Genomic DNA, 23,929 nt, shown 5'->3' with positions numbered 1-23,929 from the left:
GCCTCTGTTCGCGCCGCTTATGACCGGTTGTGTCTATTTCGCGGTGGCGTCGGTTGCTTTGCTCATATCGCGTTTCGAAGGCGGGCTGGCCTTCATCTGGGGCGCCAACGCCTTTCTGATGGCGGAATTGCTGACCTCCCGCACCGCCTATTGGCCCCGCGCGATCCTGGCCTGTGCGCTCGCCAGCGCGCTCGCCACCCTGCTGTTCGGCATGGGCGCATTCGCGGCGCTGCCGATGGCGGCCATCAATGTCGGCGAAGCCCTGATCGTCGCCGTCATTTGCCGTCATTTTCTGCATGATCGGGCAGTGACGGGATCGGTCCGCCCGCTCGTGGTCTTCATCCTCGCCCTTTGCGGGGTGGCCGATGTGGTGACGGGTTTGGCGGCGGCCTCGGTTGCGGCCCTGCTGTCGCCGGTCGGCTTCACCGCGTCCTGGTTGCAATGGTATACCGGCCATGCTCTGGGCGGCCTGATCTGCACGCCGATCCTGCTCATGCTGTTGCAGGGCGAGTTCGGCCGCTGGATGCGCGACACGTCGCGGTCCGTGAAGGTCGAGGCGCTTGCCCTGCTGGCGCTGTTCGCTCTGGTGGCGGTGCATATTTTCTACTGGGCCAGCTACCCCATGCTGTTCGCCCCGCTGCTGCCGCTGGTGCTGATCGCCTTTCGCGTCGGCCATATGGGGGCGGCGGCCGCCATCCTCCTCCTTGCCATCATCGGCGGGCTGGCGACGCTCCAGGGCATCGGGCCATTGATGATCATTTCGGCCACGCTTGGCGAGCGGGTCCAGGCCTTTCAATTCTATCTGGCGCTCAGTTTCCTGCTGTCGATGCCGGTGGCCGCCGAACTTAACGGCCGCCAGCGGCTGTTTCGGATGTTGCAGGACAGCGAGGCCCGCTTCCGCGCCATTGCCGAACATAGCGGCGATGTCGTGCTCGATATCAGCCTCGACGGGATGATCGAATATGCGTCCCCCTCGGCCCTGGACCAGATTGGTTGCGCGCCCGATCTGCTTGTGGGCCAGTCCGCCGCCAATCTGGTCGCTCCACAGGATCGCGCCGCCGTCATCGCGGCTCACCAGCAGGCGCTGGCGCAGCCGGGCACCGTGCACAAGGTGGAGTTTCGTCCCCTTCTGTCGGTCAGCGATCTCGACTGGTGCGAAATGGTCAACCGGGCGGTGGTCGACGGGCATGGCCAGCCAAGCGGCGTGATCGGCATGATCCGTGATATATCGCGGCACAAGGCGCGACAAAGGGCGTTGCAACAGGTCGCCGCGCGCGATTCGCTGACCGGCGCGGACAGCCGGCGCGCTTTCCTGGAAAAGCTGGATGGCGAAATCCTGCGGGTCGCAAAAGGCGGGCGGTCGAGCCTGCTGTTGATCGATATCGACCATTTCAAGTCGGTCAACGACCGCTTCGGCCATAGCGCCGGCGACCGGGTGCTCAGCGCGTTCGTCGACAGGCTGCGGCAGGGGCTGCGTGGCGCCGACAGCGTCGGACGGCTGGGTGGAGAGGAATTCGCCATTCTGTTCGTCGATTCCGATATCGCCGGGGCCAGCATGACATGTGAAACGCTGCGCGCCCGAATGGCGATGCCGATCGAGGTCAATGACAGGGGTGAGGCGATCGCCATCACCTTCAGCGCCGGGCTGGTGCAACTGGATGGTTTTTCACCCCGCTCGACGATGCTGGAGGCGGCCGACCGGGCGCTCTATCGCGCCAAGCATAGCGGTCGGAACTGTCTGCGCCTGGCTGCCTGACGCCGACCGCGCAAGGCGCGCGCGGCCAGTAAATTTCCCCAATGTTATGTTGTAACTTAAAGCGGGTTGTCCTATGTAGCAGCGACCATGCCGCAGAGCCTTCGCCATGCCCTTTTCACCGGACGACTCGATCGCATCGCGATCGCGGTGTCGGGACTATGTGTGGCGCATTGCTTCGTCACGGCCGTGGTGCTTGGGTTGCTGGCATCGGCCGGCGGCATTTTCGAAAGTCCGATTTTCCATGAGGTCGGCCTCGGGCTGGCTATCCTGCTCGGCGCCGTGGCGCTGGGGCATGGGGCGCTCGTCCATCGGTTCATGATGCCCGCCGCGATCGGATCGCTGGGGCTGGGCGTCATGGCCGGCGCGCTGACCATGGACCATGGCCCGCAGGAAAGTCTCTACACATTGATCGGCGTCGGCATATTGGCGCTGGGCCACGACCTCAACCATCGCGCGGGCCGATAGGACATTCTGAAGTAGGCTGTTACAGCCGACGGCCCGCAGAATGCGCTCTGGCGCAGCATGAAAAAGGAAGCCGTTTTCAGGCTCCCTCTTGCGTTCACCAACCGGGCTTCGATCAGTTGCCCCGATGGTCGGTCCGATGTTCGCCCTTCACCCAGCGGACCGTGCCGGTGCTGGCGCGCATCACGACGCTTTCGGTGGTGAGCTTTCCGCCGGGCAGCCGCTTGACCCCGTCGAGCAGCGATCCGTCGGTTACGCCGGTCGCCGCGAAGATGCAGTCGCCCCTGGCCAGTTCCTTCAGGTCATAGATGCGATCGAGATCGGTGATGCCCCATTTGCGGGCGCGCGCCTTTTCATCCTCGTTGCGGAAGAGGAGGCGGCCCTTGAACTGGCCGCCGACGCAGCGCAACGCGGCGCAGGCCAGCACGCCCTCCGGCGCGCCACCCGATCCCATATAGATGTCGATCGTGGTTTCCGGGTCGGTGGTGGCAATCACGCCCGCCACGTCGCCGTCGGGGATCAGCATGATGCCGCAGCCGATCGCGCGCAGTTCCGCGATCAGCTTTTCGTGTCGCGGGCGATCGAGCACGCAGACGATGAGTTCGTGCGCATCGACACCCTTGGCGGCGGCGACGGCCTCGACATTCTCTTTCACCGATTTGTTGAGATTGATGATATCTTCGGGATAGCCGGGACCGACCGCCAGCTTCTCCATATAGACGTCGGGCGCATTGAGCAGGCCGCCCTCTTCGGAGATGGCCAGTACCGCGAGCGCGTTGGGACCGGCCTTGGCAGTGATCGTTGTGCCTTCCAGCGGGTCGAGCGCGATATCGATCTTCGGTCCCGTGCCGATCGCATTGCCGACCTTCTCGCCGATATAGAGCATCGGCGCCTCGTCGCGCTCGCCCTCGCCGATGACGACGGTGCCGTCCATGTAGAGATCGTTGAAGGCCAGGCGCATGGCTTCGACGGCGGCGGCATCCGCGGCCTTCTCATCACCGCGGCCGATCAGCTTCGATGCGGCGATCGCGGCGGCTTCGGTGACGCGGACCATTTCCAATACCAGGACACGGTCGAGAATCGAGCTTCCCTGCACCATCTTGTTCCTCTTCCCTTTGCTTTGACGAAGGGCGATAGGCGCTGTGCCAGCCCTTGTCGAGCGTCGGCCATCATCCCGCCATCATTGGATGATTCCCTCCTCGACCGATGAAATCGCCGGGCCTCCTCCTTGCATTGATGCTGTTGGCGCCGGGTGGCGCTCGGGCGGCCGGAATGGATGATGCGATGGCGGTCTATCGCGCCAAAACGCAGGCTGTGAAGCCCTGCGACCGAGGTGGCGGCGCTATAGTCGTCTGCGGCAATCGGGCGGAGCGCAATGCGAAGGAGCGGCTGCCCCTGCCGCGCGAACCGGTTGAAGGCGGGATCGTCAAGGGCGATGCGCCGCGCGCTTCTGCCGCGCCCGTGAGGCAGGGCGGCTGCGGCGTCGTCGGCGGGCAGGGGGCCGGATGCACAGGCGGCCTGCCGATATTCCAGGCGGTCGGCGCGCTGGTGAAGGCAGCGACCGCGATCATCGATCCGGACGCCGATCTGTCGCCGTCGCCTGGGCTGCCCGATCGCTTCAACGGCGCCGGGCAGCATTGAACCTCAGTCGAGGATGTGCATCACCATCGGCGTGTCCAGCAGGCTGTCCGATCCGGCGAGCCGCTCCAGCGTGTTGCGCACGGCGCGTTCCTCGCTGGCATGGGTGACGATCGCGACCAGCACGCCATCTTCCTGATGCGCGCCCCGCTGGATCATGCTTTCGATCGACACGCCCGCGTCGCGGGTGGCGGCGGCGATTTCGGCCAGGACGCCGGGCTGGTCCTTGACCTTGAAGCGCAGATAGGCGCGGCCGATCCGCTCGCCGGCGTCGGCGGTCTTCTGCGGCGTAAGCGCGGCGACCGGCATGGCGAAGGCATCGCCATATTCATCGCGCGCCACGTCGATCAGGTCCGCGACCACCGCGGACGCGGTCGGGCCATCGCCGGCGCCGCGCCCCTGGAAAAACAGGCGGCCGACGAAATTGCCTTCCGCCACCACGGCGTTCAGCGACCCGTCGACATGGGCGAGCGGATGGTCGAGCGGCACCAGCATCGGGTGGACGCGCTGGAACAGGCCTTCTGATCCGTTCTGCGCCATGCCGACGAGGCGAATGCGAAAGCCCAGGGCAGCGGCTTCGGCGATGTCGGCGGCGATGACATGGCGAATGCCGGTAGTGGCAACGGCGTCGAAATCCAGTTCGGTGCCGAAGGCGAGGCTGGCGAGGATGGTCAGCTTGTGCGCGGCATCCACGCCGTCAATGTCGAAGCTCGGATCGGCTTCGGCATAGCCCAGTTCCTGCGCTTCCTTCAGAACCTCGTCGAAGCCCCGGCCTTCCTTTTCCATGGTGGTCAGGATGTAGTTGCAGGTGCCGTTGAGGATGCCATAGACGCGGCTGATCTCATTGGCGGCGGCGCCTTCGCGCATGCCCTTGATGACCGGGATGCCGCCGGCGACCGCGGCTTCATATTTAAGGGCGATCCCGCCCTTCTCCGCCAGCCGCGCCAGGTCGAGGCCGTGATGGGCGAGCATCGCCTTGTTCGCGGTGACGAAAGGCTTGCCGACCGTCAGGCACTGGCGGGCGAGGGTGAGGGCGGGGCCGTCCGCGCCGCCGATCAGTTCCACCACCACATCGACATCGTCGCGCGTGGCAAGAGTCGTCATGTCATCGACCCATTCATAGGGCGACAGGTCGACGCCGCGATCCTTGTTGCGATCGCGCGCGGAGATGGCGACGATCTGGATCGGGCAGCCGGCCCGTCGCGCAATCAGGTCGCCATTCTTCTCCAGCAGGCGAATGACGCCGCCGCCCACCGTGCCGAGGCCGACGAGCGCGACGCGCAGCGGGGCATGGCGGTGCAGATTGGTCATGGCGGCTATCTTCCCTTCCGACTTTTCAAGAGCGGCGCTGATAGCCGCCTCTTCGCCCCTGTCCAAAGGAAAAGCGCGAATCAGCCACCCGTTCGTGAGCGCCCGCACGGACCGAGCGCATCGATCACCAGCTTATAGTCCGCGCGTGCCGCTTCGGCATCGGGCACCGCCAGGGTCCGCACGGCCTGGGGCGGCAAAGCGGGCGGCAGGCCACAGGCAAGCCGATACCAGAGCAGGCTGCCCTGTTCGGGCGGACGGGCGGCTTCATCGACGATCTCGCCCAGCGCGACCGCCCAACGCGGGGCCTGGCCGGGGCGGCGCAGGATGGAGAGCGAGACCGGGTCGCCGGTCTCGGTCCGCAGGAAAATCTGCGTCTCGCCTTCGCCCGCGATCGTACCGGCGACATGGAAGGCGTCCCCCAGGCCGAGAATCGTCGGCGGGGCATCGGGCGCCACCAGGGCGGAGAGAATATGCTTTACCCGCTCGACCTCGGCCGGAGCGGCCGGGATTTGCGCATCGGGCGCGACCAATTGGATTTCTCCCGGCCGGCTGCCGGCCCGCGCAAAGAGGATGACCTGCGCCTTTTTGAGCTTGGGCAGCTTCCCCCGACGATCGAGCGGGACGTCGTAAAGATAGGTGACGGTCGGACTGATTCCCCCGTCGCCGCGAATCAAACCGGTCACTTCGGCCTCGATATAGACCCGTTGATGCCCCTGCGGGACGGTTCCAGCCTGCTCGGGTCTGACTTTGATGATGTTGCGAATGCGCACGTTGGCCACAAGCGGGGCATGGTCGGCAAGGTCCACTATGTCGGCATAGGAGAGGGCGGCGGACTGCCCCGGTCGCACAATCGGTGATTGCGTTACCATTTGGTCGCCCTGTGCAAATGCTGGGAAAACCGCGGGATATGCGGCGGAAATGAGGCAAGCGAGGCCCAGGCAGCGTAACGGGGTGGCGGGTTTCTTCAACAGCTTCGTCCTATGGTTTTGGCCCGTGGCAAGGATATCACAGGCAAGTCTTTCTGATAGGATTTGGTACACGCAAATGAGGATATCGATAAAGCGTTTGCGTGCCACGGTGCGCCGCGATAGGAGTTCGCTCGGTAGCAATTGGACGGACAGGGGCCAAAGGTGGCCGGGATAGCTCCCGGACAGCTTGGGTCGTTTTTGGCTGATTTGTATAAACCACTGGTAAGATGAGTTAAGGAGTGTCGTTGCCGAATGGCCTATGCTGACCACTCGCAAGGATCGAGTCGCACGATATCGATCGTCATCGTCGCCCTGATTCACGCTGTTCTCGGCTATGCCTTCGTCACCGGTCTTGGCATGAAATATGTCAAAAAGGCGGCGGAACAGCTGAACGTGATCGACGTGAAGGAGGAACCGCCGCCACCGGACGAGGAGCCGCCGCCGCCGCCGCCAGACCAGCCGGTCGAACCGCCGCCGGTCGTCGCGCCCCCGCCGATCGTTCAGACCCCGGCGCCCGCGCCGCCGATCCAGACGGTTCGGACGCCGCCGCCGGTGTTCAATCCGGTCCCGGTCGCCGCACCGCCGCCCCCGCCGCCGGCCCCGCCGCCGCCGCCTCAGGCCGCAACACGCGCAACGCCGCGTGGTGCACCGGGCAGCTGGCTCAGCGATGCCGACTATCCGAGCCGCGCGCAGCGCGAAGAACGTTCGGGTACGGCCGGTTTCCGTCTGGAAATCGGCGCGGATGGACGCGTCACCAACTGCACCATCACCTCCTCGACCGGTCATGCCGACCTCGACGAGGCGACCTGCCGCCTGCTTCCGCGCCGTGCGCGGTTCAAGCCGGCCAAGGGTTCTGATGGTCAGGATATGCCCGACACCTACAACGGGCGTATCACTTGGCGTCTGCCGGAATAATCCTATCGGGAAGGCGCGCGCCCGGCGCCGCCTGTCCCTAGCTTGATCTCATTGAGAGGGAAGTCTTGAACATGTTGATGTATCTCGCAGCTGCGGCTCCGAAGCCGGAAAACCCCTATGGCCTGATGGAAGCCCTGGAGCAGGGCGGCACCATCGCCTGGACCGTCTTCATCATCCTTTGCGGTATGTCGGTCGGCACTTTCTACATTCTGTTCACCAAGCTGATCGAACAGCAGAAGGTGATCAACCAGGGCAAGAAGGTCCGTGCGACCTTCTGGCGCGCCGCTTCGCTGAAGGAAGCTTCGGCCAAGCTCGACAAGAACTCGGCCTACAAGCAGATCGTCGACGACGGCATCAAGGCTCAGGACGAGCATGGCAAGCTGAAGGATCCGGTCGAAGCGCATGACTGGCTGCACGGCTCGCTGGCCCGCTCGGAAGCCGCGATCAACTCGTCGCTGAACGGTGGCCTGGCCTTCCTCGCAACCGTCGGTTCGACCTCGCCGTTCATCGGTCTGTTCGGTACCGTTATCGGTATCTACCGCGCCCTGATCAAGATCGGCGCCGCCGGTCAGGCCTCGATCGACGCCGTTGCCGGCCCGGTCGGTGAAGCTCTGATCATGACCGCCCTGGGTCTGGCCGTGGCCGTTCCCGCGGTGCTTGCCTACAACTTCCTGCAGCGCCGCAACAAGTCGATCGCCGAGCAGCTGAACGGTTTCACCGTCGACCTGCTGGCCTATCTGGTTTCGGACGGCGCTGTGAAGCCGACCGTTGCTGCTGCCCCGGTTGCTTCGGCCGCCAAGCCGGCTGCTGCGCCGACCAAGGCCTGATTGCCTTAATACTCCGGTTCGGGAACCGGGTGGCGGCTGCGACCGCCCGGTTTCCTGCCGGACGTGGGCCTCGCTCAGCGGGGCACCATCGACACCAAGGTTAGGATAGTATCAATGGCAATGAGTGTTGGCCCCGGCGGCGGTGACGACAAGCCCTTGTCCGACATCAACACGACGCCGCTCGTCGACGTCATGCTGGTGTTGCTCATCATCTTTCTCATCGCGGTCCCGGTCGTCGTCCAGACGGTCGATCTGCAGCTTCCCAAGGTGGCGTTCGAGCCGACCACGACGAAGCCGGAAAACGTGTCCCTTTCGGTCACTACCGGTTCTGACGGTGCGTGCGCAGTTTTCTGGGGCATGGCGCCCGTCAGTTCGAGCGAACTGCTCGATCGTGCGGTTGCAAAGCTCGAAGCAGACATCAAGAAGGCTGGCGGCGTTGAAAACATGACGCCCGAGGATCTGCCCGAAGTGCATATCCGCGGCGACATCAACACCCCCTATCGTTGCATCGGTGGCACCATCTACACGATGCAGCGCGCCGGTTTCCCGAAGGTGGGCTTCATCTCCGAGCCGGAACCCGGCACGACGACGACCCGCCTCTGACCGGCTGATTAAGGAGATTTCGCTATGGCAATGAGCATGGGCTCCGATGATGGCGAGCCGATGATGGAAATGAACACGACGCCGTTGATCGACGTCATGCTCGTTCTCCTCATCATGTTCATCATCACCATTCCGATCCAGACCCACGCGGTGAAGATCGACCTGCCGCAGAACGCGCCGCCCACGGACAGCGTGATCGACCCGGTCAAGAACAAGGTCGCGATCGACGCCGGTGGCGTCATCACCTGGAATGGCGCGCCGATCGACCTGCTGACCCTGCGTCAGTATCTGCAGCAGTCGCTGCGCCTGCCGGTCGAGCCGGAACTGCAGTTCCAGCCCGCCGCGGCAACGCGCTACGTCGTCGTTGACGAGGTGCTGGCAGAGATCAAGCGTGCGGGCGTGACCAAGCTGGGTTTCGTCGGCAACGAACAATATGGCAGCTTCTAAGATCTGAACTCCGGCCGGTCCGCGTTATCAGGACTTCCCCTCCTCGCGGGGCGGCAGGAACGGATCTTCCTATGCTGGGATTTGCAGGGGTCGCCTTTGGCGGCCCCTTTTTTTGACTTCCGCACAATCGCTTAACTTTTTTCTTACCCTGATGCTCGATGCTGGAAGCATGGGCGCGGAATCGCATCTCGATCAGGATCACAAGCAGCGGACTGCCGAACGGCGTGCTGTGCAGATTGGCGTCAAGGTGCGGCGGCCGGGGGAAACCTGGTTCACCAGCCGCATCGCCGACCTGTCGATCAGCGGTTTTCGTCTGCAAAGCTTCATGAAGCTGACCACCGGCAACGAACTATGGGTCATGCTGCCCGGTTTTGAGGGGCGTCGCGCGCGGGTGCTGTGGACGCGCGGTCATGAAGCGGGCTGCGCGTTCGAACGCCCGCTGCACCCGGCTATCCTCGATCATATCGTTCGCCTGAGCCAGATCGCGCTGCGCTGAGCCAGAGCCGTGAACGATTGATTGGATCGTTTACGGCTGATTTGTCCTTCGATTACCGCCCTCTGCGAGCCGTTATCCGTCCTTGCCAACTTCAGAATATTTTACAGCGCCCCGCGTGAAATCCGAAGCTCCAGGCAATCCTGATCACGCGGAATGTGCGTCAGGCGACGGGACTGTCGTGAAATTGCAGGCTTGCCAGCCGGGCATAGAGGCCGCCGTCGGCGACCAGCGTGGCATGGTCGCCCTGTTCGACGATCCGCCCTTCGTCCAGAACCACGATGCGATCGGCAGCGCGGACCGTCGCCAGGCGATGGGCGATGACGATGGTCGTGCGCCCCTGCATCAGCCGCCCCAGCGCGTCCTGCACCAGTCGTTCGGATTCGGCGTCGAGCGCCGAAGTCGCTTCATCGAGCAGCAGGATCGGCGCATCGCGCAGCAGGGCGCGGGCGATCGACAGTCGCTGCCGCTGGCCGCCCGACAGGCGCGCGCCCCCTTCGCCGAGAAATGTATCCAGCCCTTGCGGCAGCGCGCGCAGGAAGGTTTCGGCATTGGCGGCGCGTGCCGCGCTCCAGATCGCGTCGTCACCAGCATCCCAGCGGCCGTAGCGCAGATTGTCGCGTACGGAGGCCGCGAAGATCACGCTGTCCTGCGGCACCATCGCCATCATCGCGCGCGCCATCGCCGGGTCTGCATCCGGCAGGGGAATATCGTTCAGCCGCACCGTCCCCCGCTCGGGATCGTAGAAGCGCAGCGCGAGCTGGATCAGGGTCGACTTGCCCGCCCCCGAAGGACCGACCACGGCCACCGTCTCGCCGGGCGCGATGTCGAGCGTGATGCCGTTGAGCGCGGCCTGGTCCGGACGGGTAGGGTAGTGGAAATGGACATCCTCGAAGCTGAGTCGCGCGCCTTGCGCGGCAGCGGGCAAGGGCGCGGGTCGGGACGGCGGGACGATGCCCGGTTCCGCCCGCATCAATTCGTCCAGCCGGCTCGCAGCGCCAGCGCCGCGCAGCAGGTCGCCCCAGCTTTCCGACAACGAACCGAAGGCGCCCGCGACCAGGCCGCCCGTCAGCACGAATGCAGCGATGCTGCCCCCCGACAGACGCCCCGCGGCAACGTCGATCGCGCCGAGCCACATCACGCCGGTGATCGACCCGAATACCAGGCCGAAGGCAAGCGCCGTCATGGCGGCGCGCAGCAGGATGCGTTTCCGCGCGGTGGCAAAGCCCTTCTCCACCGTTGCGTCGAACCGCGCCGCCTCGCGCGCTTCCTGACCAAAGGCCTGGACGATCTTCATCGCGCCCAGCACCTCGGTCGTCAGGCTGCCGATATCCGCCAGCCGGTCCTGACTGTCGCGCGACAATTTGCGCACGCGCCGGGCAAGGCCCAGCAACACCAGCAGGATGACCGGGATGCCGAGCAACAACAGCCCCGCTAGCTTGGGCGCGAGCGTGAACAGGTAGACGAGGCCGCCGGTCGCTGTCACCAGATTGCGCAGCGCGACCGACACGGTCGAGCCGACCACCTGTTCGACGATCGCGGTATCGGCGGTCATGCGCGACGCTATTTCGGAGGGGCGGTTCTCCTCGAAGAAGCGGGGCGCCTGCCGCAGCAAATTGGCCTGGGTGGCGCTGCGAATGTCGGCGACGACCCGCTCGCCCAGCCAGGACACGAAATAGAAGCGCAGCGCGCTCGCCAGCGCGAGCACGACCACGATTATCAGCAGATATTCGAACCAGCGGCTGATGTCGCCGCCGCCCATGAAGCCCTTGTCGATGACCAGCCGAAAGCCGTTGGGGATGGCGAGCGTCGCGGCGGACGAGACGATCAGCGCAGCCAGCGCCCCCGCGATCCGCGCCGGATAGCGCCGGGCGAAATGCCAGAGCATCGCCAGGCTGCCGAGGGCGGGGCGCCTGGACGCAGGCGGCGAAGTGGGTGCGACATCCTCCATGCGCGGCGCTTAGCAGGCCGCTTCGCCCGCCTCAATGGCCAGCCTTGAAGAGGAGGGTCAGCCCCCCGGCGCGATCGTGCCCGCCAGTTCCATGATGCGGCGCGGGGCGGCTTCCCCGGTCAGGGCGTAGGCCATGTCGCCCACTTCCCAATAGGCGCTGACGTCGCCGGCGCGCTCGGCCAGCAGGGGCTTGCCTTCCGCCGGCGTTTCGGCGCGGTCGGCGAAGAAGGAAAGATGTTCGCCCCGCCCCGTTTCCAGCGACATGGCGATGGCCGGACTGTCGGCGGTGGGGAAGAGCTGGACGTCGGTGACGCGCCAGTCGGCGGGCAGGGCGGGCAGGATGATGCCGGTCGCCCGTTCTATCTCCTGCGGGTTGAGCGTCGCGCTTTCGACCTGCGAGGCCATGGATTGTCGCAGCAGGCCGGTGCGGCGGGAGGCGGCGGCTTCGTCGAGGAAGCTGCTCGCCTGCGCCGCCTGCGGGAATTCGCCCAGTTCGCCGCGCGCGATCCATCCGGTCGCGATCAGGGCGGCGATGGCGGCGGCGCGGCCCATGTGGCGCAGGGTGCGGCCCGCTTCATTGTCGTTGGCGACCGGCAGGGTAACGTCGCGGCGGCGGCCGACCAGCGTGCCCTTGGTCCCGTCCTTCATCAGGCGGAAGTCGATATGCGGCCAGCGCTGCCGCCAGCGCCGCGCCACCAGCCGCTCGCCGGGCCGCGCCGCATCGTCCAGCAGCACCACGCCATGGGGGGAGAGGCGGGCGAACAGGCTGTCGGCCGCGCCGCGCACCAGCGGATGCACGCTCCAGGGCGGGCCGTCGATGATGATGAGGTCGATCTGCTCGGGCAGCGTGTCGATCGCATACCAGCGGCCCGGCCAGTCGGCGCTTTCGTGGGTCAGCGGCGCATGGCGGATATCGACGTCGAGACGATTGTCGGCCAGCCATTGGCGCGTCGCATCGACGAAGCCGCCATGCTGGTCGAAACTGTGCAGCCGTCCCCCGCCATGGAGTTGCAACGCGCGCGCCGCGACCAGCGAGGACGCGCCGGCGCCCAGTTCCACCACATGGGCCGGCCGCAGCCGGGTGATTTCGCGCACGATATGGCGCAGGAAGCCGACATCCGCCTTCCAGCTGCCCAGATGCGGCAGGGCGTCATGGGCAAGGCCCAGGTCGTCCAGCAGGGCGCGCTTGTCGGCCTTTCGCCCGCCCGACAGGCTGGCGAGCAGCCAGGGCCAGCCGATGGCGCCGAAGCCGATGCGCCATGCCATGTCGGACAGGCGGCGGGGCAGATCATCCTCGCCGGCTTGCGCCTCGCTCAGGGGAAGAAAGCCGGTCAGTTCACGGGATGTCACGGAAAACGCATTCCTTCTGAAAAGGCGGACTTATGCCCAATCTCCTGTTGTCCAGTCTCCTGTGTCAGGCATATGACGCTGACGGGTCAATTGCTGACGCAGGGAACGCCGATAACCCGTAAAATTTCCGCGACCATTGCGCGCCGGGGCATCCGCCGTCAAACGGAGAAGGACCGGAATGGGGGCGCATCCTGCACGATGCGTCCGCGCCATCCCGGTCCGCCGTGGAGCGGGGGCGTAATGCCCCGGCAATCGGGTCCAGCCTCAATAGCCCAACGTCAGGCCGACCGCATAATATTTGGGGCCGACATTGGCCTTGGCCCGCAGCTTGGGAATGATCGGCATGGCGAGCGTCGCATAGGGACGTATATTGTCGCCGCTGAAGCGCACGCCTGCGCCGATCGTGGCCGACATCGGCAGGGTATAGGCGGCCTCGACCCGGCCATAGAGCTTGGTATCGCCATCGCGCAGATAGACGCCGCCACCCGGCGTCAGGCTGAATCCGGCAATGCCCATCGCATAGCCCGCGCCGATCTCCGTCCCCCAATGGCCGTCCGCGCGCCCATAATTGATTTCCGCGCCCAGACCTTCGGCATGGGCGGTGGCGGGGAGGGCGGCGGCCAGCGCGGCGGCGGTGAGGGCAAGGCGAAAATTCTTCATGTTGAAGGCGGCTAGGAGGATGGTCCATCCCCGGCAAGGGTTGGAGGGACGAGGCGAGTCGGTCCTGCGGCAGGATGCGGTTTCGGCGCCGCATCGACGCGACGGTCCGATGTTCCCGATGTCGTCGAGCATTTCGCGCCGGCTCGCAGAAATTGCGGCAGGCGCGCGACAATGGGCATCGCGGCGGCGACGGGCGCGAGAGGTTGGGCGCATGGCTTGGGCAGGCGAGTTGGATGGCGCTGGCCCATCGGACGGGATGCAACAGAGAAAATCCCATGCCGAAAGACGCATCCGGATGCTCCGCGCCATGGTTTCCGGTGCAGGAAGATGGGCAAGAGCGGTCTAGGGGGGACGGGCAACTCCTGCGCCATCATCCCTACGGAAAATGAGGATTCGTCTCTCCAACGCTGCGGCTGAAGTGACGACAGGAGCGTGACCCGCGCCTTCGGGGAAGTGGCGAACGGGTGGTTAGGGGACATAGTCTCCTCTCCCGCCGGGAGAGGAAGGGGCCCGCTCGGCGCAGCCGAGTGGGAAGGTGAGGGCGAGTATTGCTGCGTCCTCCCCTCACCCTTCCGCCGTGCTGCGCTCGGCTCCCTCCCTCTCCCGATGGGAGAGGGAATGTCCGCAAATGGTCGTCTCCAGGTCGCCCGGATTTGCCGAAGGTCTAAACCCGCCGGAACGGATAGGGCGCGATCGTGCGTTCATAGCTGTGCAGGTCCAGCGCGCGTGTTACCGGCGGCAGCGCCCGGTCGGGGCAGTCGCGCCGCTCGCACACATGGCAGGTCGGGCCGACCGCGATCGCATCGTCCTTTTCCGTATCGATCGCGTCGGCATGGACGATCCGCTCGGCATGTTTCGCCTCGCATCCCAGCGCGATGACGGAGCGGCTGCGACCGCCATCCGCCCCGGCCGCCGTCCCCTGCGGCAGCGCCATGGCCAGGGTCACGAACCGCCGCCCGTCCGGCGTTTCGATCAGCTGGGTCTCGACCCGGTCGGGCAGGCGCGCGTCGCTGGCGTCCCAGCGCGGGCAAAGCCCGCCATAGCGGGCGAAGGGCCAAGCCTCGCCATCGAAGCGCTTGGACAGGATGCCGGCCCGGTCGATCTTCGCCATGAAGAAGGGGATGCCGCGCGCGCCGGTGCGGTTGAGGCTGGTCAGGCGATGCGCGACCTGCTCGGTCGATACGCCGAACCGGTCGCGCAGCAGGGCGATGTCGTGCCGGTTCTGCTCGGCCGCCTGACGGAAGCGGTCATAGGGCATGATGAGCGCGGCGGCGGCATAGTTGGTGAGTGCGATGGTGGCGAGGCGGCGGCTGTCCTCGTCCGGCGGCGCGGCGCGGGCGACCTGTGCGCCGATTGCCTCGGCCAGTTCCTGCGCGCAGAGATGATAGGCGATGGCGAAGAGGCGGCCCGATGCCGGCAGCCGCTCGCTCAGCATCAGCCGTCGCCGGTGCATGTCATAATGGCGCAGCGACCCGGCGATCACGTCGGCGCGCATCACCTGCACGCTCATATTGTGCCGTTCTTTCAGCCGCGCGCGCAGTTCGGCCTGAAGCAGGGCGGGGTCGTCGCTCATCTGCGCGGCGATGGCTTCCGCGCCCGCATCCAGTTCGGCGAAATGATTGCCCGCGCGCGCGATGATCTCGCGCAGCCAGTCGATCGGTGCGACCAGCGGCGCGGGGCCGCTGCGGTCCGCCGCTTCACCGGGCAGGCGGCGCAGATCGCCCAATGCTCGATAAAAGCGGGCGATCGCTTCGCTGACGCCGGGATAATTTTCCGCGACCTCCAATATCTCGTCGCGGGCGATGCCGATGTCGCGGACCAGCGCGTCGGACAGGATTTCGCTCAGTTCGCCGGGGCCGGCCTCGGCCGGAGACGCGGTGAAATCGCGAATATCGATGTCATAGGTGTTGGCCAGCCGCAGCAGCATCTGCGCGGTCAGCGGGCGCTGGTTGCGTTCCAAATGGTTGAGATAGCTGGGCGACACGCCCAGTTCCTCGGCCATCCGCGTCTGGTTGAGGCCCAGTTCGCGGCGCAGCACGCGCAGCTTCGGCCCCAGATAGAGTTTGCGGTCGGTCAGCTCTGCCATAAAGTCATAATGTCATAGAATGACAAAATGACCAAATATGATTATGACTTCGCGCCACTCATCGGCCTTACCGGATGCGGCGAGATTGTCTATTTCGATGTCCATGGCCCGCACCAAGGGCATGAAGCAGAGGAAGAATTCATGACCACCGACACGATCGAACAGCCCCAGCCCGCTCGCTCGCGCGCGGTTTTCAGCCAGCAGGATTTCGGCCTGATCCGCACCGCCATCGCGCACTATCTGAAGGAAGTTCAGGACCAGCCGGAATCGATCAAATATGCCAACCTCTATCACCGGCTCGGCCGCGTGGCATAACGCTCAAGGCGAGGGAGGAGAGGGGGCGCGGCGGGAAACCGACCGCGCCCCAATCGCGTTCAGAACAGCTTCGTCAGGCCGTAGAACAGCGCGCCGATCGCCGCCGAGGCGGGCAGGGTGACGACCCAGGCGACGATGATGCTCGACGCCACATTCCACCGCACCGCCGACAGCCGCCGCGATGCGCCCACGCCGACGATCGCGCCGGTGATGGTGTGAGTGGTCGATACCGGCACGCCCAGATGGGTCGCCATGAACAGGGTGATGGCGCCCCCGGTTTCCGCGCAGAAGCCCTGCGCCGGGGTTAGGCGGGTGATCTTCGACCCCATGGTGTGAACGATCTTCCAGCCGCCCAGCAGCGTGCCGAGGCCCATCGCCGCCTGGCAGCTCAGCACCACCCACATCGGCACATGGAAGCCCCCGGTCAGCATGCCCTGCGAATAGAGCAGCACGGCGATGATCCCCATCGTCTTCTGCGCATCATTGCCGCCATGGCCGAGCGAGTAGAGCGAGGCGGAGACGAGTTGCAGCTTGCGGAATACCCGGTCGGCGCCCTGCGGCGTGAACCGGCGGAAGATCCAGCTGATCAGCAGCACCAGCATCAGCGCCAGGAACAGGCCTACCGCGGGGGAGATGACGATCGCCGCGCTGGTCTTGAACACGCCGCTCCATACGACTGCGCCAAGGCCCGCCTTGGCTGTGCCCGCGCCCAGCAGCCCGCCGATCAGCGCGTGGCTGGAGGAGGAGGGGATGCCGAGGCCCCAGGTGATGAGATTCCAGGCGATCGCGCCCATCAGCGCGCCGAAGATGACCTGCGCATCGATGATGCTGGCGTCGACGATGCCTTTGCCGACCGTCTCGGCCACATGCAGGCCGAAGAAGAGGAAGGCGATGAAGTTGAAGAAGGCGGCCCAGGCGACCGCATATTGCGGCTTCAAAACGCGGGTCGACACGATGGTCGCGATCGAATTGGCGGCGTCGTGCAGGCCGTTCAGAAAATCGAAGGCGAGCGCGACGCCGATCAAGGCGATCAGCAGCGGAAAAGCGATATGGGCTTCCATGGGATCGGGTTCCGACGCGCGCGATCAGGCGTGGTCGATGACCAGGCCGGAAATCTCGTTGGCAACGTCCTCGAACCGGTCTGTCACCTTTTCCAGATGGCTGTAAATCTCGTTGCCGACGATGAAGTCCATCGGATTGCCCGCCCGCGCCTGCGCATAGAGCGCCTTGAGGCCGGCCTCGTGCAGGATGTCGGCATGGCCTTCCAGCTTGACCAGCCGTTCGGTCAGGTCATGAAGGCGCGTCGAATTGAGGTTCAGCGAGCGCAGCAGCGGCATCGCTTCCGCGGTGATGCGCGCGCATTCGACGATCAGCGCGCTCATATCCTGCATCTGCGAGGGGAATTCCTTCGCCTCGAACAGGGCGATCGCCTTGGCCGTCTGGTTCATCTGGTCGATCGCGTCGTCCATCACGCCGATCAGGCCGGTGATGGCGCTGCGATCGAAGGGGGTGACGAAGATGCGGCGCACGTCCTGCAACACGTCGCGGATGATATCGTCCGCCTCATGTTCCTGGTCGGAAATCGTCTTGATATGCTCGGCCATATCCGGCCCGCCCTTCAGCAGCCTGGCGAGCGCATCCGCGCCTGCGACCAGGGTGGTGGCATGATCCTCGAACTGCTCGAAGAATCGCCCCTGCTTGGGCATCAGCGCGTGAAACCAGCGCAGCATTCCAGTCCTTTCACTTTGCTTCTCGCGGATCGCCAGCAGCAACCGGATGAACCAGCCCGGATCGGCGGGCGGTTCGCGGAAGGCCGCGATGATCGATTGCAGGTCGGGCTCGTCGACCGCCTGCGCAGCTTCGGCCACGGGGAACCAGCGCAGTTCCCTTTGACCCTGTTCGGGCCATTGCGTCAGGTGGCCTGTGACCGCAAGCGGAAAAACCTCCACCTCGGCCTCGCGCGATCCGCCCTTGCGCTTGCGTTTGTCATACCGATAGCGGCCGAGCGGGGCAGGACAGGCGATGCCGTGGATGCCCGCTTCCTCATAGGCTTCCAGCTCGGCGGCGCGGTGGCCAGCCAGTCCCTTGATGCGATTGCCCTTGGGAATCACCCAGCGTCGCGTCTCGCGCGACGTGATCAGCAGGATTTGCATCGATCCGTCGGCGGCGGTGGAATAGGGCAGAGCGGCGATCTGGCGCATCGACCATATGTAACAATATTGTCATAATGCGCAATGAACTAAGTTCAGGGCCGGGCGCTTCCGCTGTCCCGGCCCTGAACAGATGTTACAGCGAGAAGCGCGCGGTGACGCGGATGTCGCGGCCTGCGAGCGGCGCGAAATCCTTGAGCACGCTGGCGTGGCGGCGGGCCTCCACGTCGAAGATATTGTTCGCCGACAGCAGCAATGTGGTGCGGTCATTGCCCTTGAACGGCTTGAAAGAGAGCGATGCGTTGACCAGCGTGAAGCCGTCGGTCGGGGTTTCCGTATCTGCGATGCGGTTCTGCTCGAACACATGTTCGACCTCGGCACGGGCGCTGATCCGCTCGCCCTGCGCCTCGATCCCGCTCAGCAGGCGGAGCGGAGGAATGCGCGGCGCCGGGCCGCTGCCCTTGATGGTGGCGCGGACATAGTCGGCGACGCCGTCCAGATTGATCGCATAGCCGCCCAGTTGTGCCAGCTTCACCGATCCCTCGGCCTCGAAGCCGTAATAGCGGGCATCGGCCTGGCTGTAGGCGTAGCAGGGAAATTCCAGTTCCGCCCCGCCATTGGCCGTCTGGCATACGCTGTCCGCGACGATAGCATCATAGATATAGCCGCTGAACCAGTTGTGATAGGCGGCCAGGCTCACGCTATAGCCTTCGCCCTTGCCGCGCAGCGTGCCTTCGACGCCCCAGCTTTTTTCCTTGCCGAAGGTCGGATCGCCCAGTTCGAATGCCTGGGTGCCGGCATGATTGCCGCGCGCGAACAGTTCTTCGGCCGACGGCGCGCGTTCGCTGCGCGAGGCGTTGAGGCCCGCGCGCCAGCCAGGCACGACTTCCTGACTGATGCCGATGGAGCCGGACAGCGCATTGAAGTTGCGACGATAGCTGCCGACGAACAGGTCCGCGTCGGCATTCGATGCGAGATCGGTATGCTCGAACCGCGCCCCAGCCTCGATCCGGGTGCTGCCCAGATCCACCGACTGGAGCGTGAAGACGCCCAACTGGTTGGTCTCGTTCTTCGGCAGGAACTTCTCCTCGCCGATCGCTTCGAACCTGCGGGTAAAGAATTGCGCGCCGAACGCGCCGTCCCAGCCGCCTTGCTTCGCCTGGACGAATTCCAGCCGACTTTCCATCGACTGGTTTTTGAAAGTCGTGCCGACCTCGCCCGTAGGTTCGATTTCCTGATGCTGGTAATCGGCGAAGCCCGCGCGCAGGCGGATGCTGTCGAGGAAGCCGCCGCCCGTCGACACTTCGCCGCGCAGGTCGGCGCGGGTCTGCTTCATCGACAGCGTAACATCCTCATGGGTGTGGCCCGGTTCGTCGTCATGATCATGGTCGTGATCATGCTTCTCGGTCACGTCGATGCGCGACGGCACGCCATAGCGATTCTCGCTGTGCGACACCGACATGCCCAGATTGCCGCCATTGCCGACATAGGCGAAGCCGCCCGCCACTTCCCAGGTTTCGGCGGCGGTGTTGGGCAGCTTGCCCTTCCACTGGCCATCCTCGCGGATTTCGGAGTCGTCGGACTGGGCGGCCAGCGCCCGCATCGGCTTCGACAATATATATCCGCCGGTGCGCAGATCGTCGGTCTTGGTCCAGCTGCCGTCGAAATGGACGACGAAATTCTCGGTCAGCGGCGCCTCGACCTCGCCGCTCACGGTGCGTTCGTTCGCGGCGCTGCCATAGGTGGCGATGCCCTCGACATGGATCGCTTCGTCCGGCACGCGGCGCGGGATGCGGCTGTCGATCACATTAACCACGCCGCCGATCGCTGACGATCCATAGAGCAGGGCGGCGGGGCCACGCAGCACCTCGATCCGGTCGGCGGTCAGCGGATTGATCGCGACGGCATGGTCGACTGAGGTGTTGGAGACGTCGAAACTGCCGATGCCGTCGGTCAGGATGCGCACGCGCTCGCCCTGGAAACCGCGCAGGATCGGGCGCGACGCGTTGGGACCGAAGGAGGTGGCCGACACGCCGGGCTGGCGGGCCAGCGTCTCACCGATGCTGGGGCGCAGGTCGCGGGTCAGCTTCTCGCCGGCAAGGACTGAGGTGCCCGACAATATGTCGCCCTGCCGGCGCGGGATCAGGGCGGTGACGACGATGTCGGACTTGGCGTCGTCATGATAGGCCTGGTCGGGCGCGGAATCAGTCGGCGCCTGGGCAAGGGCGGCGGGCGCAAGGCAGAGGGCGGAGAAGGCGCAACCGGCACGGAGCGACGAAAAACGGGACATCAGGGACTATCATCCTTGGCATAGGGCGGGAGAGGATGAGACCCTGTATCCAGTATGTTACAATATATCAATACCGGTTGGGCGCGTTTTTGTTGCGCCGCGCCATGTCTGACGAAGGAGCGTGGCCAATCCGCTACAAGATATCATGCCCACCCCGTTTGCTTCGCCTGTCCAGCAGCGCGCCGCGGCAGATCAGAGAAACAGAAATTCCGCCAGTGCCTCGACCGCCGGCGTCTCGGCCGCGCGCGGGCTGGTCGCCTGCCTTATCTCGATCGGAGGCAAGGGCATGTCGAGCCGCACCCGGCCGATCCCGTCCATCCGCCCCAGATCGCGGGCCAGCGCGCCGAAGGCTGGGAACAGCCCCGCCCCTTCGCGCAGCGCCGCCATCACCGCGAACATGTCGTCGCTTTCCATCGCCACCGGTCCCAGCCGGGCGCGGCCGCGCTCCAGCGCTTCCTCGATGATCGCGCGCGTGGCGTTGCGCCAGTCCATCGCGATCATCGGGCTGATCGCCAGATCCTCGCGCGATACGCTGTCGGCGCGCGCCAGCGGATGCGCCGCGCCGGCATAGAGGTTGAGCTGTTCCGACCAGCCATAGCGCGACGGAAAGGCGTCGGGGGCGCCCATGGCGTAGAAATAGGCGATGTCCGCCCCGCCCCGCCGCAGCGCCATCGCTGCATCCTCGGCCGACTGGACATGCAGGTCGAGCGTGATCGCGATATCCTCGTTCGCCGCCTCGAACGCCGACAATTTCTCCTGCAAATGGCCGAAGACCGGCGCGGGCGCGGCAAGCAGGATGGTCTGGCGTGGCGGTTCGGCGGGCTGTTGCGGGACCAGCGGCGTGGTCAGGATGATCAGCGCCGCCGTCTCGACAGCGGTCGGGAGAGGGGGCGGGGCCGATGTCGGCGCGGCCGGCTCTGGCGTCTCGTCCGGCAGTTGCGGGTCGTCATCGCCCAGCAGGGTCATGGCCTGCGCCGTCTTGCGCCCTGCCGGGGTCAGTCGCGCGGCGCCTTCCAGATCCTCGAACAGGCGATAGCCCAGCCGCATTTCCAGCGACGCCATGTCGCGCGCGATCGCATCGGCCGGAACGCCCAGCATGCTGGAGCATCGGGCGAGGCTGCCAGCCGCAACCATCTGCGCGAAAAGGTCGAGTTGGCGCAGGGAGGGCCGATCCATGACAGTCTGATAGAGGAAATCGGCAACTTGGGTAAGGGTGATCTTGACGAGACCCCTGCGATGATGGCAGGGCGCTCTCCTGCCGGGCGGGTATAGCTCAATGGTAGAGCACTAGCCTTCCAAGCTTGTGATGCGGGTTCGATCCCCGCTACCCGCTCCAGCAGTTTTCTCTTATAAATCATTCACTTTTTCCGCCGCGCACAAGCTTTAGTGCTGCGGTGTGTGCGGTAACAGTGCGGTAAGCGCCCGGAGCGAGGGTCTCGATCTCGTCGATGACCTCTCCCATGGCGCGTAGAGTCAGCCCATTTTCGCCGCCGCGATCATTGGCGGGTCGCCTCAGAGCAGCGCCAGGGCGCATTCCGGCGTAGCAATATCGTCCAATGTGACGATTTGGCATTTGGAGCCAAACAGTCTCCTTGCTGCATCTGCTATCTCGCCATGCTCATCGAGCGGGAACAGGGCGTCATCGATCATCATGTAGCGATAGCCCTGCGTTTCTCCGACCACCAGCAGGACTCTCTTCGCGTCTCTGCCCTTCTGTTTCAGGCGGTTCAGGCGTTTGGTGAGCAATTCTCCGGTCGATCGGATATTGCCCGATATATCCCGATTGCGACCCTCTTTGCCGGCCGCAAATCTGTGCCAATTATAGTGCGCCAGAACATAATGATGTGCGATGTTCAGCGTGTAATAGCCAAAAGTGCTGTCCAGCAGCCGGTTCAGGCCCGCCATGGTCGGCGATACGGCCAGCCGGTCGATCTCTTCATAGGTCGAAAATGTGAACCGCAGCCCTTTGCCATGCTGGTCATGCTCGAAATTTTCGAATTTCAGGCAGGCTGTATGGCCTTGCTGCAAGTCGATCCTATCGCTCTCCAGCATTTTCGCGACAGCGGAAGGGGGGAAGAACCCGCTATCGAACGCCAGCGATTCTTGCTCAATGCCCAACTGCTTGATGATCTGCGCTTTGGTGAAGCACCGGAACCCGGCGGAGATGATCGCCAGCTCTCCACTGGCAATGCGGTTGCGCAAGCTGCTTGCGGCAACAGAGATATTCTCATCCATGGGTCATCGTTAGGCACCCCGCAATGGGCGTGCAATAGATGGCGGCCGACGATAGTCGGATCGACATTTCAGTCAGGCTCCAGCCTTCTCTCACCCTTCCTTCGCCGGCGGTCCCGAACTGCCCCGCTCGATCAGCGTGAACTGGAATTCCGGCGCATCGACCGGGCCGCTGGCCAGCGCCTCGATCACGGTGCGGCCCATATCCTCCAGCGGCTGGCGCACGGTGGTCAGTGGCGGCCAGGAGGTGAGGCTGGCGGTCGTGTCGTCGAAGCCCGTCACCGACAGATCCTCCGGCACGCGCAGCCCGACGCGGTGCGCCAGCGTCAGCACGCCCAGCGCCATCTCGTCATTGGTGGCGAAGACCGCGCTCGGAGGCCGGGGCAGGGCGAGCAGCGTTTCGCCTGCCTCGATCCCTGACGCGAAGTCGAACCGGCCCGGCACGAACAGCGCTTCGTCCACCGCGATTCCGGCGGCGGCCAGACCCTCGCGAAACCCCTCGACGCGGCGCAGCGCGGCGTGGTGGGTGTCGGGCGGAGTGATGACGCCGATGCGCCGATGGCCAAGGCCGATCAGATGGTCGGCCATCATCCGGCCCGCCGCCTGTTCGGGCGTTTGGATGGTGAAGCTCGGCGCGTCGACCGACCCGGCGATCCGGGCGCAGGGCAGGTTCATCTCCGCCAGACGGGCAAGCAGCCCCTCATCGTCCGACAGCGGCGGCACCAGCAGCACGCCGTCGGGGCGCAGCGCCGCGACCAGCCGCTCCAGCACCTCGAACCGTTCCTCCGCGCCCGGCGAGATCGGCTCGACCACCAGATGATAGCCCAGTTCCCGGCAGCGCCAGGCCGCGCCGATCTGGATGCGGCTGACATAGCCGGGGGCGGGATTGTTGTAGAGGAATGCGATCATGAAGGATCGTCCGCCGGCCAGCCGCCGCGCCGACTGGTTGGGACGATAGCCCAACTGATCGATCGCCGCCTGCACCCGCTCGCGCAGTTCGGGGCTGACATTGGGCGCCTTGTTGACGACACGCGACACCGTCTTGATTGAAACCTTGGCGAGGGCGGCGACGTCGTGGATGCTCGTCATGGGTGTTGCTCGGAATGCTGGGAAAAGGTTGTCATGCCCGGAATCCGGGCCTCTTGGCAAGATGCGGCCCCCGGCCTTATGCTGTCACGATGAGCAATGTCATCAATCTGCGTCAGGCGAGGAAAGCAAAGGCGCGATCGGACAAGGCGCGGGAGGCCGACGCCAATCGCGCGAAGTTCGGCCGGACCAAGGCGCAACGCGCGGCCGATGCCGAAGAGGAAAAGCGGCGGGCGGCCTTGCTTGATGGTGCGCGTCTGGATCGGACTGAAGATAAGGATGCCGATGGCGATCAGTAATGGTGCCGATCATCTGCATCTATTCTTGTAAATATAACGTTCATGTTGAAATGAACGGATATTAATATTGATCGGAATAACGCGGACTGC

At 65.1% G+C, this 23,929-nt stretch carries 23 protein-coding genes and 1 tRNA gene; 11 read left to right on the top strand and 13 right to left on the bottom strand.

Annotation, left to right across the window (positions count from 1 at the left end; all coding sequences use genetic code 11):
- The first annotated feature begins 19 nt into the window (after positions 1 to 19).
- Positions 20 to 1,756 (top strand): sensor domain-containing diguanylate cyclase, encoded by a 1,737-nt coding sequence (locus DM806_RS16405; protein WP_256869352.1) that lies wholly within the window; start codon positions 20 to 22, stop codon positions 1,754 to 1,756.
- Between the two features lie 87 nt (positions 1,757 to 1,843).
- Positions 1,844 to 2,221, top strand: a complete 378-nt coding sequence (locus DM806_RS16400; protein ID WP_179044260.1) for a MerC domain-containing protein — start codon at positions 1,844 to 1,846, stop codon at positions 2,219 to 2,221.
- Positions 2,222 to 2,333: 112 nt separating this feature from the next.
- On the opposite strand, the gene glpX is transcribed toward DM806_RS16400, so the two are convergent.
- Positions 2,334 to 3,317 (bottom strand): class II fructose-bisphosphatase, encoded by a 984-nt coding sequence (gene glpX / locus DM806_RS16395; protein WP_179044259.1) that lies wholly within the window; start codon positions 3,315 to 3,317, stop codon positions 2,334 to 2,336.
- Positions 3,318 to 3,502: 185 nt separating this feature from the next.
- Between glpX and DM806_RS16390 the strand changes: the two genes are divergently transcribed.
- A complete protein-coding gene (locus DM806_RS16390) occupies positions 3,503 to 3,859 on the top strand; it encodes a hypothetical protein (protein ID WP_256869351.1) in 357 nt (118 codons plus the stop codon).
- A gap of 3 nt (positions 3,860 to 3,862) precedes the next feature.
- On the opposite strand, the gene DM806_RS16385 is transcribed toward DM806_RS16390, so the two are convergent.
- Together DM806_RS16385 and DM806_RS16380 are read right to left on the bottom strand one after the other, a co-directional pair.
- Positions 3,863 to 5,167, bottom strand: coding sequence for a homoserine dehydrogenase (locus tag DM806_RS16385; protein ID WP_179044257.1), 1,305 nt, complete (start codon positions 5,165 to 5,167; stop codon positions 3,863 to 3,865).
- An 80-nt stretch (positions 5,168 to 5,247) separates the two neighbouring features.
- Entirely contained in the window at positions 5,248 to 6,036 is a 789-nt protein-coding gene (locus DM806_RS16380) for a hypothetical protein (protein WP_256869350.1), read from the bottom strand.
- A 351-nt stretch (positions 6,037 to 6,387) separates the two neighbouring features.
- Here DM806_RS16380 and DM806_RS16375 point away from each other — a divergent pair, with 351 nt between their 5' ends.
- The 5 genes from DM806_RS16375 to DM806_RS16355 all read left to right on the top strand — a co-directional run bounded on the left by DM806_RS16375 (position 6,388) and on the right by DM806_RS16355 (position 9,423).
- Positions 6,388 to 7,050, top strand: a complete 663-nt coding sequence (locus DM806_RS16375) for an energy transducer TonB (RefSeq protein WP_179044255.1) — start codon at positions 6,388 to 6,390, stop codon at positions 7,048 to 7,050.
- 71 nt (positions 7,051 to 7,121) lie between these two features.
- A complete protein-coding gene (locus DM806_RS16370; protein WP_179044254.1) occupies positions 7,122 to 7,877 on the top strand; it encodes a MotA/TolQ/ExbB proton channel family protein in 756 nt (251 codons plus the stop codon).
- 114 nt (positions 7,878 to 7,991) lie between these two features.
- Positions 7,992 to 8,480, top strand: a complete 489-nt coding sequence (locus DM806_RS16365) for an ExbD/TolR family protein (protein WP_179044253.1) — start codon at positions 7,992 to 7,994, stop codon at positions 8,478 to 8,480.
- A gap of 24 nt (positions 8,481 to 8,504) precedes the next feature.
- A complete protein-coding gene (locus DM806_RS16360) occupies positions 8,505 to 8,927 on the top strand; it encodes an ExbD/TolR family protein (protein ID WP_179044252.1) in 423 nt (140 codons plus the stop codon).
- 169 nt (positions 8,928 to 9,096) lie between these two features.
- Positions 9,097 to 9,423 (top strand): PilZ domain-containing protein, encoded by a 327-nt coding sequence (locus DM806_RS16355; RefSeq protein ID WP_179044251.1) that lies wholly within the window; start codon positions 9,097 to 9,099, stop codon positions 9,421 to 9,423.
- A gap of 160 nt (positions 9,424 to 9,583) precedes the next feature.
- Here DM806_RS16355 and DM806_RS16350 read toward each other — a convergent pair whose 3' ends face one another.
- The 4 genes from DM806_RS16350 to DM806_RS16335 form a co-directional block, all read right to left on the bottom strand.
- Positions 9,584 to 11,371: an ABC transporter transmembrane domain-containing protein gene (locus tag DM806_RS16350; RefSeq protein WP_179044250.1), complete on the bottom strand. Its 1,788-nt coding sequence runs from the start codon at positions 11,369 to 11,371 to the stop codon at positions 9,584 to 9,586.
- A gap of 57 nt (positions 11,372 to 11,428) precedes the next feature.
- On the bottom strand, positions 11,429 to 12,721 hold the full coding sequence (locus tag DM806_RS16345; RefSeq protein WP_179044249.1) for a class I SAM-dependent methyltransferase: 1,293 nt from the start codon (positions 12,719 to 12,721) through the stop codon (positions 11,429 to 11,431).
- Between the two features lie 264 nt (positions 12,722 to 12,985).
- Positions 12,986 to 13,381 carry a hypothetical protein gene (locus tag DM806_RS16340; RefSeq protein ID WP_179044248.1) on the bottom strand — a complete coding sequence of 132 codons (396 nt, stop codon included), beginning with the start codon at positions 13,379 to 13,381 and terminating at the stop codon, positions 12,986 to 12,988.
- A 664-nt stretch (positions 13,382 to 14,045) separates the two neighbouring features.
- Complete coding sequence (locus tag DM806_RS16335) at positions 14,046 to 15,467, bottom strand: helix-turn-helix domain-containing protein (RefSeq protein ID WP_179044247.1); 1,422 nt, start codon at positions 15,465 to 15,467, stop codon at positions 14,046 to 14,048.
- Between the two features lie 27 nt (positions 15,468 to 15,494).
- Between DM806_RS16335 and DM806_RS16330 the strand changes: the two genes are divergently transcribed.
- The gene (locus DM806_RS16330; protein WP_179044224.1) at positions 15,495 to 15,782 is read left to right on the top strand and encodes a hypothetical protein; all 288 of its coding nucleotides are present in this window, start codon (positions 15,495 to 15,497) and stop codon (positions 15,780 to 15,782) included.
- Between the two features lie 59 nt (positions 15,783 to 15,841).
- Here the strand turns inward: DM806_RS16330 and DM806_RS16325 are convergent, their stop codons facing one another.
- From DM806_RS16325 to DM806_RS16310, 4 genes are all read right to left on the bottom strand, one after another.
- Entirely contained in the window at positions 15,842 to 16,843 is a 1,002-nt protein-coding gene (locus tag DM806_RS16325; protein WP_179044246.1) for an inorganic phosphate transporter, read from the bottom strand.
- 24 nt (positions 16,844 to 16,867) lie between these two features.
- Positions 16,868 to 17,983 (bottom strand): DUF47 family protein, encoded by a 1,116-nt coding sequence (locus DM806_RS16320; protein WP_179044245.1) that lies wholly within the window; start codon positions 17,981 to 17,983, stop codon positions 16,868 to 16,870.
- 85 nt (positions 17,984 to 18,068) lie between these two features.
- Positions 18,069 to 20,222, bottom strand: coding sequence for a TonB-dependent receptor (locus tag DM806_RS16315; protein ID WP_179044244.1), 2,154 nt, complete (start codon positions 20,220 to 20,222; stop codon positions 18,069 to 18,071).
- Positions 20,223 to 20,414: 192 nt separating this feature from the next.
- The gene (locus tag DM806_RS16310; RefSeq protein ID WP_179044243.1) at positions 20,415 to 21,398 is read right to left on the bottom strand and encodes a LysR family transcriptional regulator; all 984 of its coding nucleotides are present in this window, start codon (positions 21,396 to 21,398) and stop codon (positions 20,415 to 20,417) included.
- Between the two features lie 86 nt (positions 21,399 to 21,484).
- Between DM806_RS16310 and DM806_RS16305 the strand changes: the two genes are divergently transcribed.
- A tRNA-Gly gene (locus DM806_RS16305) sits at positions 21,485 to 21,558 on the top strand.
- Between the two features lie 176 nt (positions 21,559 to 21,734).
- Here the strand turns inward: DM806_RS16305 and DM806_RS16300 are convergent.
- Together DM806_RS16300 and DM806_RS16295 are read right to left on the bottom strand one after the other, a co-directional pair.
- On the bottom strand, positions 21,735 to 22,457 hold the full coding sequence (locus tag DM806_RS16300; RefSeq protein WP_179044242.1) for a hypothetical protein: 723 nt from the start codon (positions 22,455 to 22,457) through the stop codon (positions 21,735 to 21,737).
- Between the two features lie 90 nt (positions 22,458 to 22,547).
- Positions 22,548 to 23,543: a LacI family DNA-binding transcriptional regulator gene (locus DM806_RS16295; RefSeq protein ID WP_179044241.1), complete on the bottom strand. Its 996-nt coding sequence runs from the start codon at positions 23,541 to 23,543 to the stop codon at positions 22,548 to 22,550.
- An 89-nt stretch (positions 23,544 to 23,632) separates the two neighbouring features.
- On the opposite strand from DM806_RS16295, the gene DM806_RS16290 reads away from it, so the two are divergent.
- The gene (locus tag DM806_RS16290; RefSeq protein WP_179044240.1) at positions 23,633 to 23,839 is read left to right on the top strand and encodes a DUF4169 family protein; all 207 of its coding nucleotides are present in this window, start codon (positions 23,633 to 23,635) and stop codon (positions 23,837 to 23,839) included.
- The last annotated feature ends 90 nt before the right edge of the window (positions 23,840 to 23,929 follow it).

Source organism: Sphingobium lactosutens (assembly GCF_013393185.1).
GTDB lineage: Bacteria > Pseudomonadota > Alphaproteobacteria > Sphingomonadales > Sphingomonadaceae > Sphingobium > Sphingobium lactosutens_A.
The sequence above is the reverse complement of the archived record's forward strand: the minus strand, read 5'-3'. Positions and strand labels throughout refer to the sequence as shown.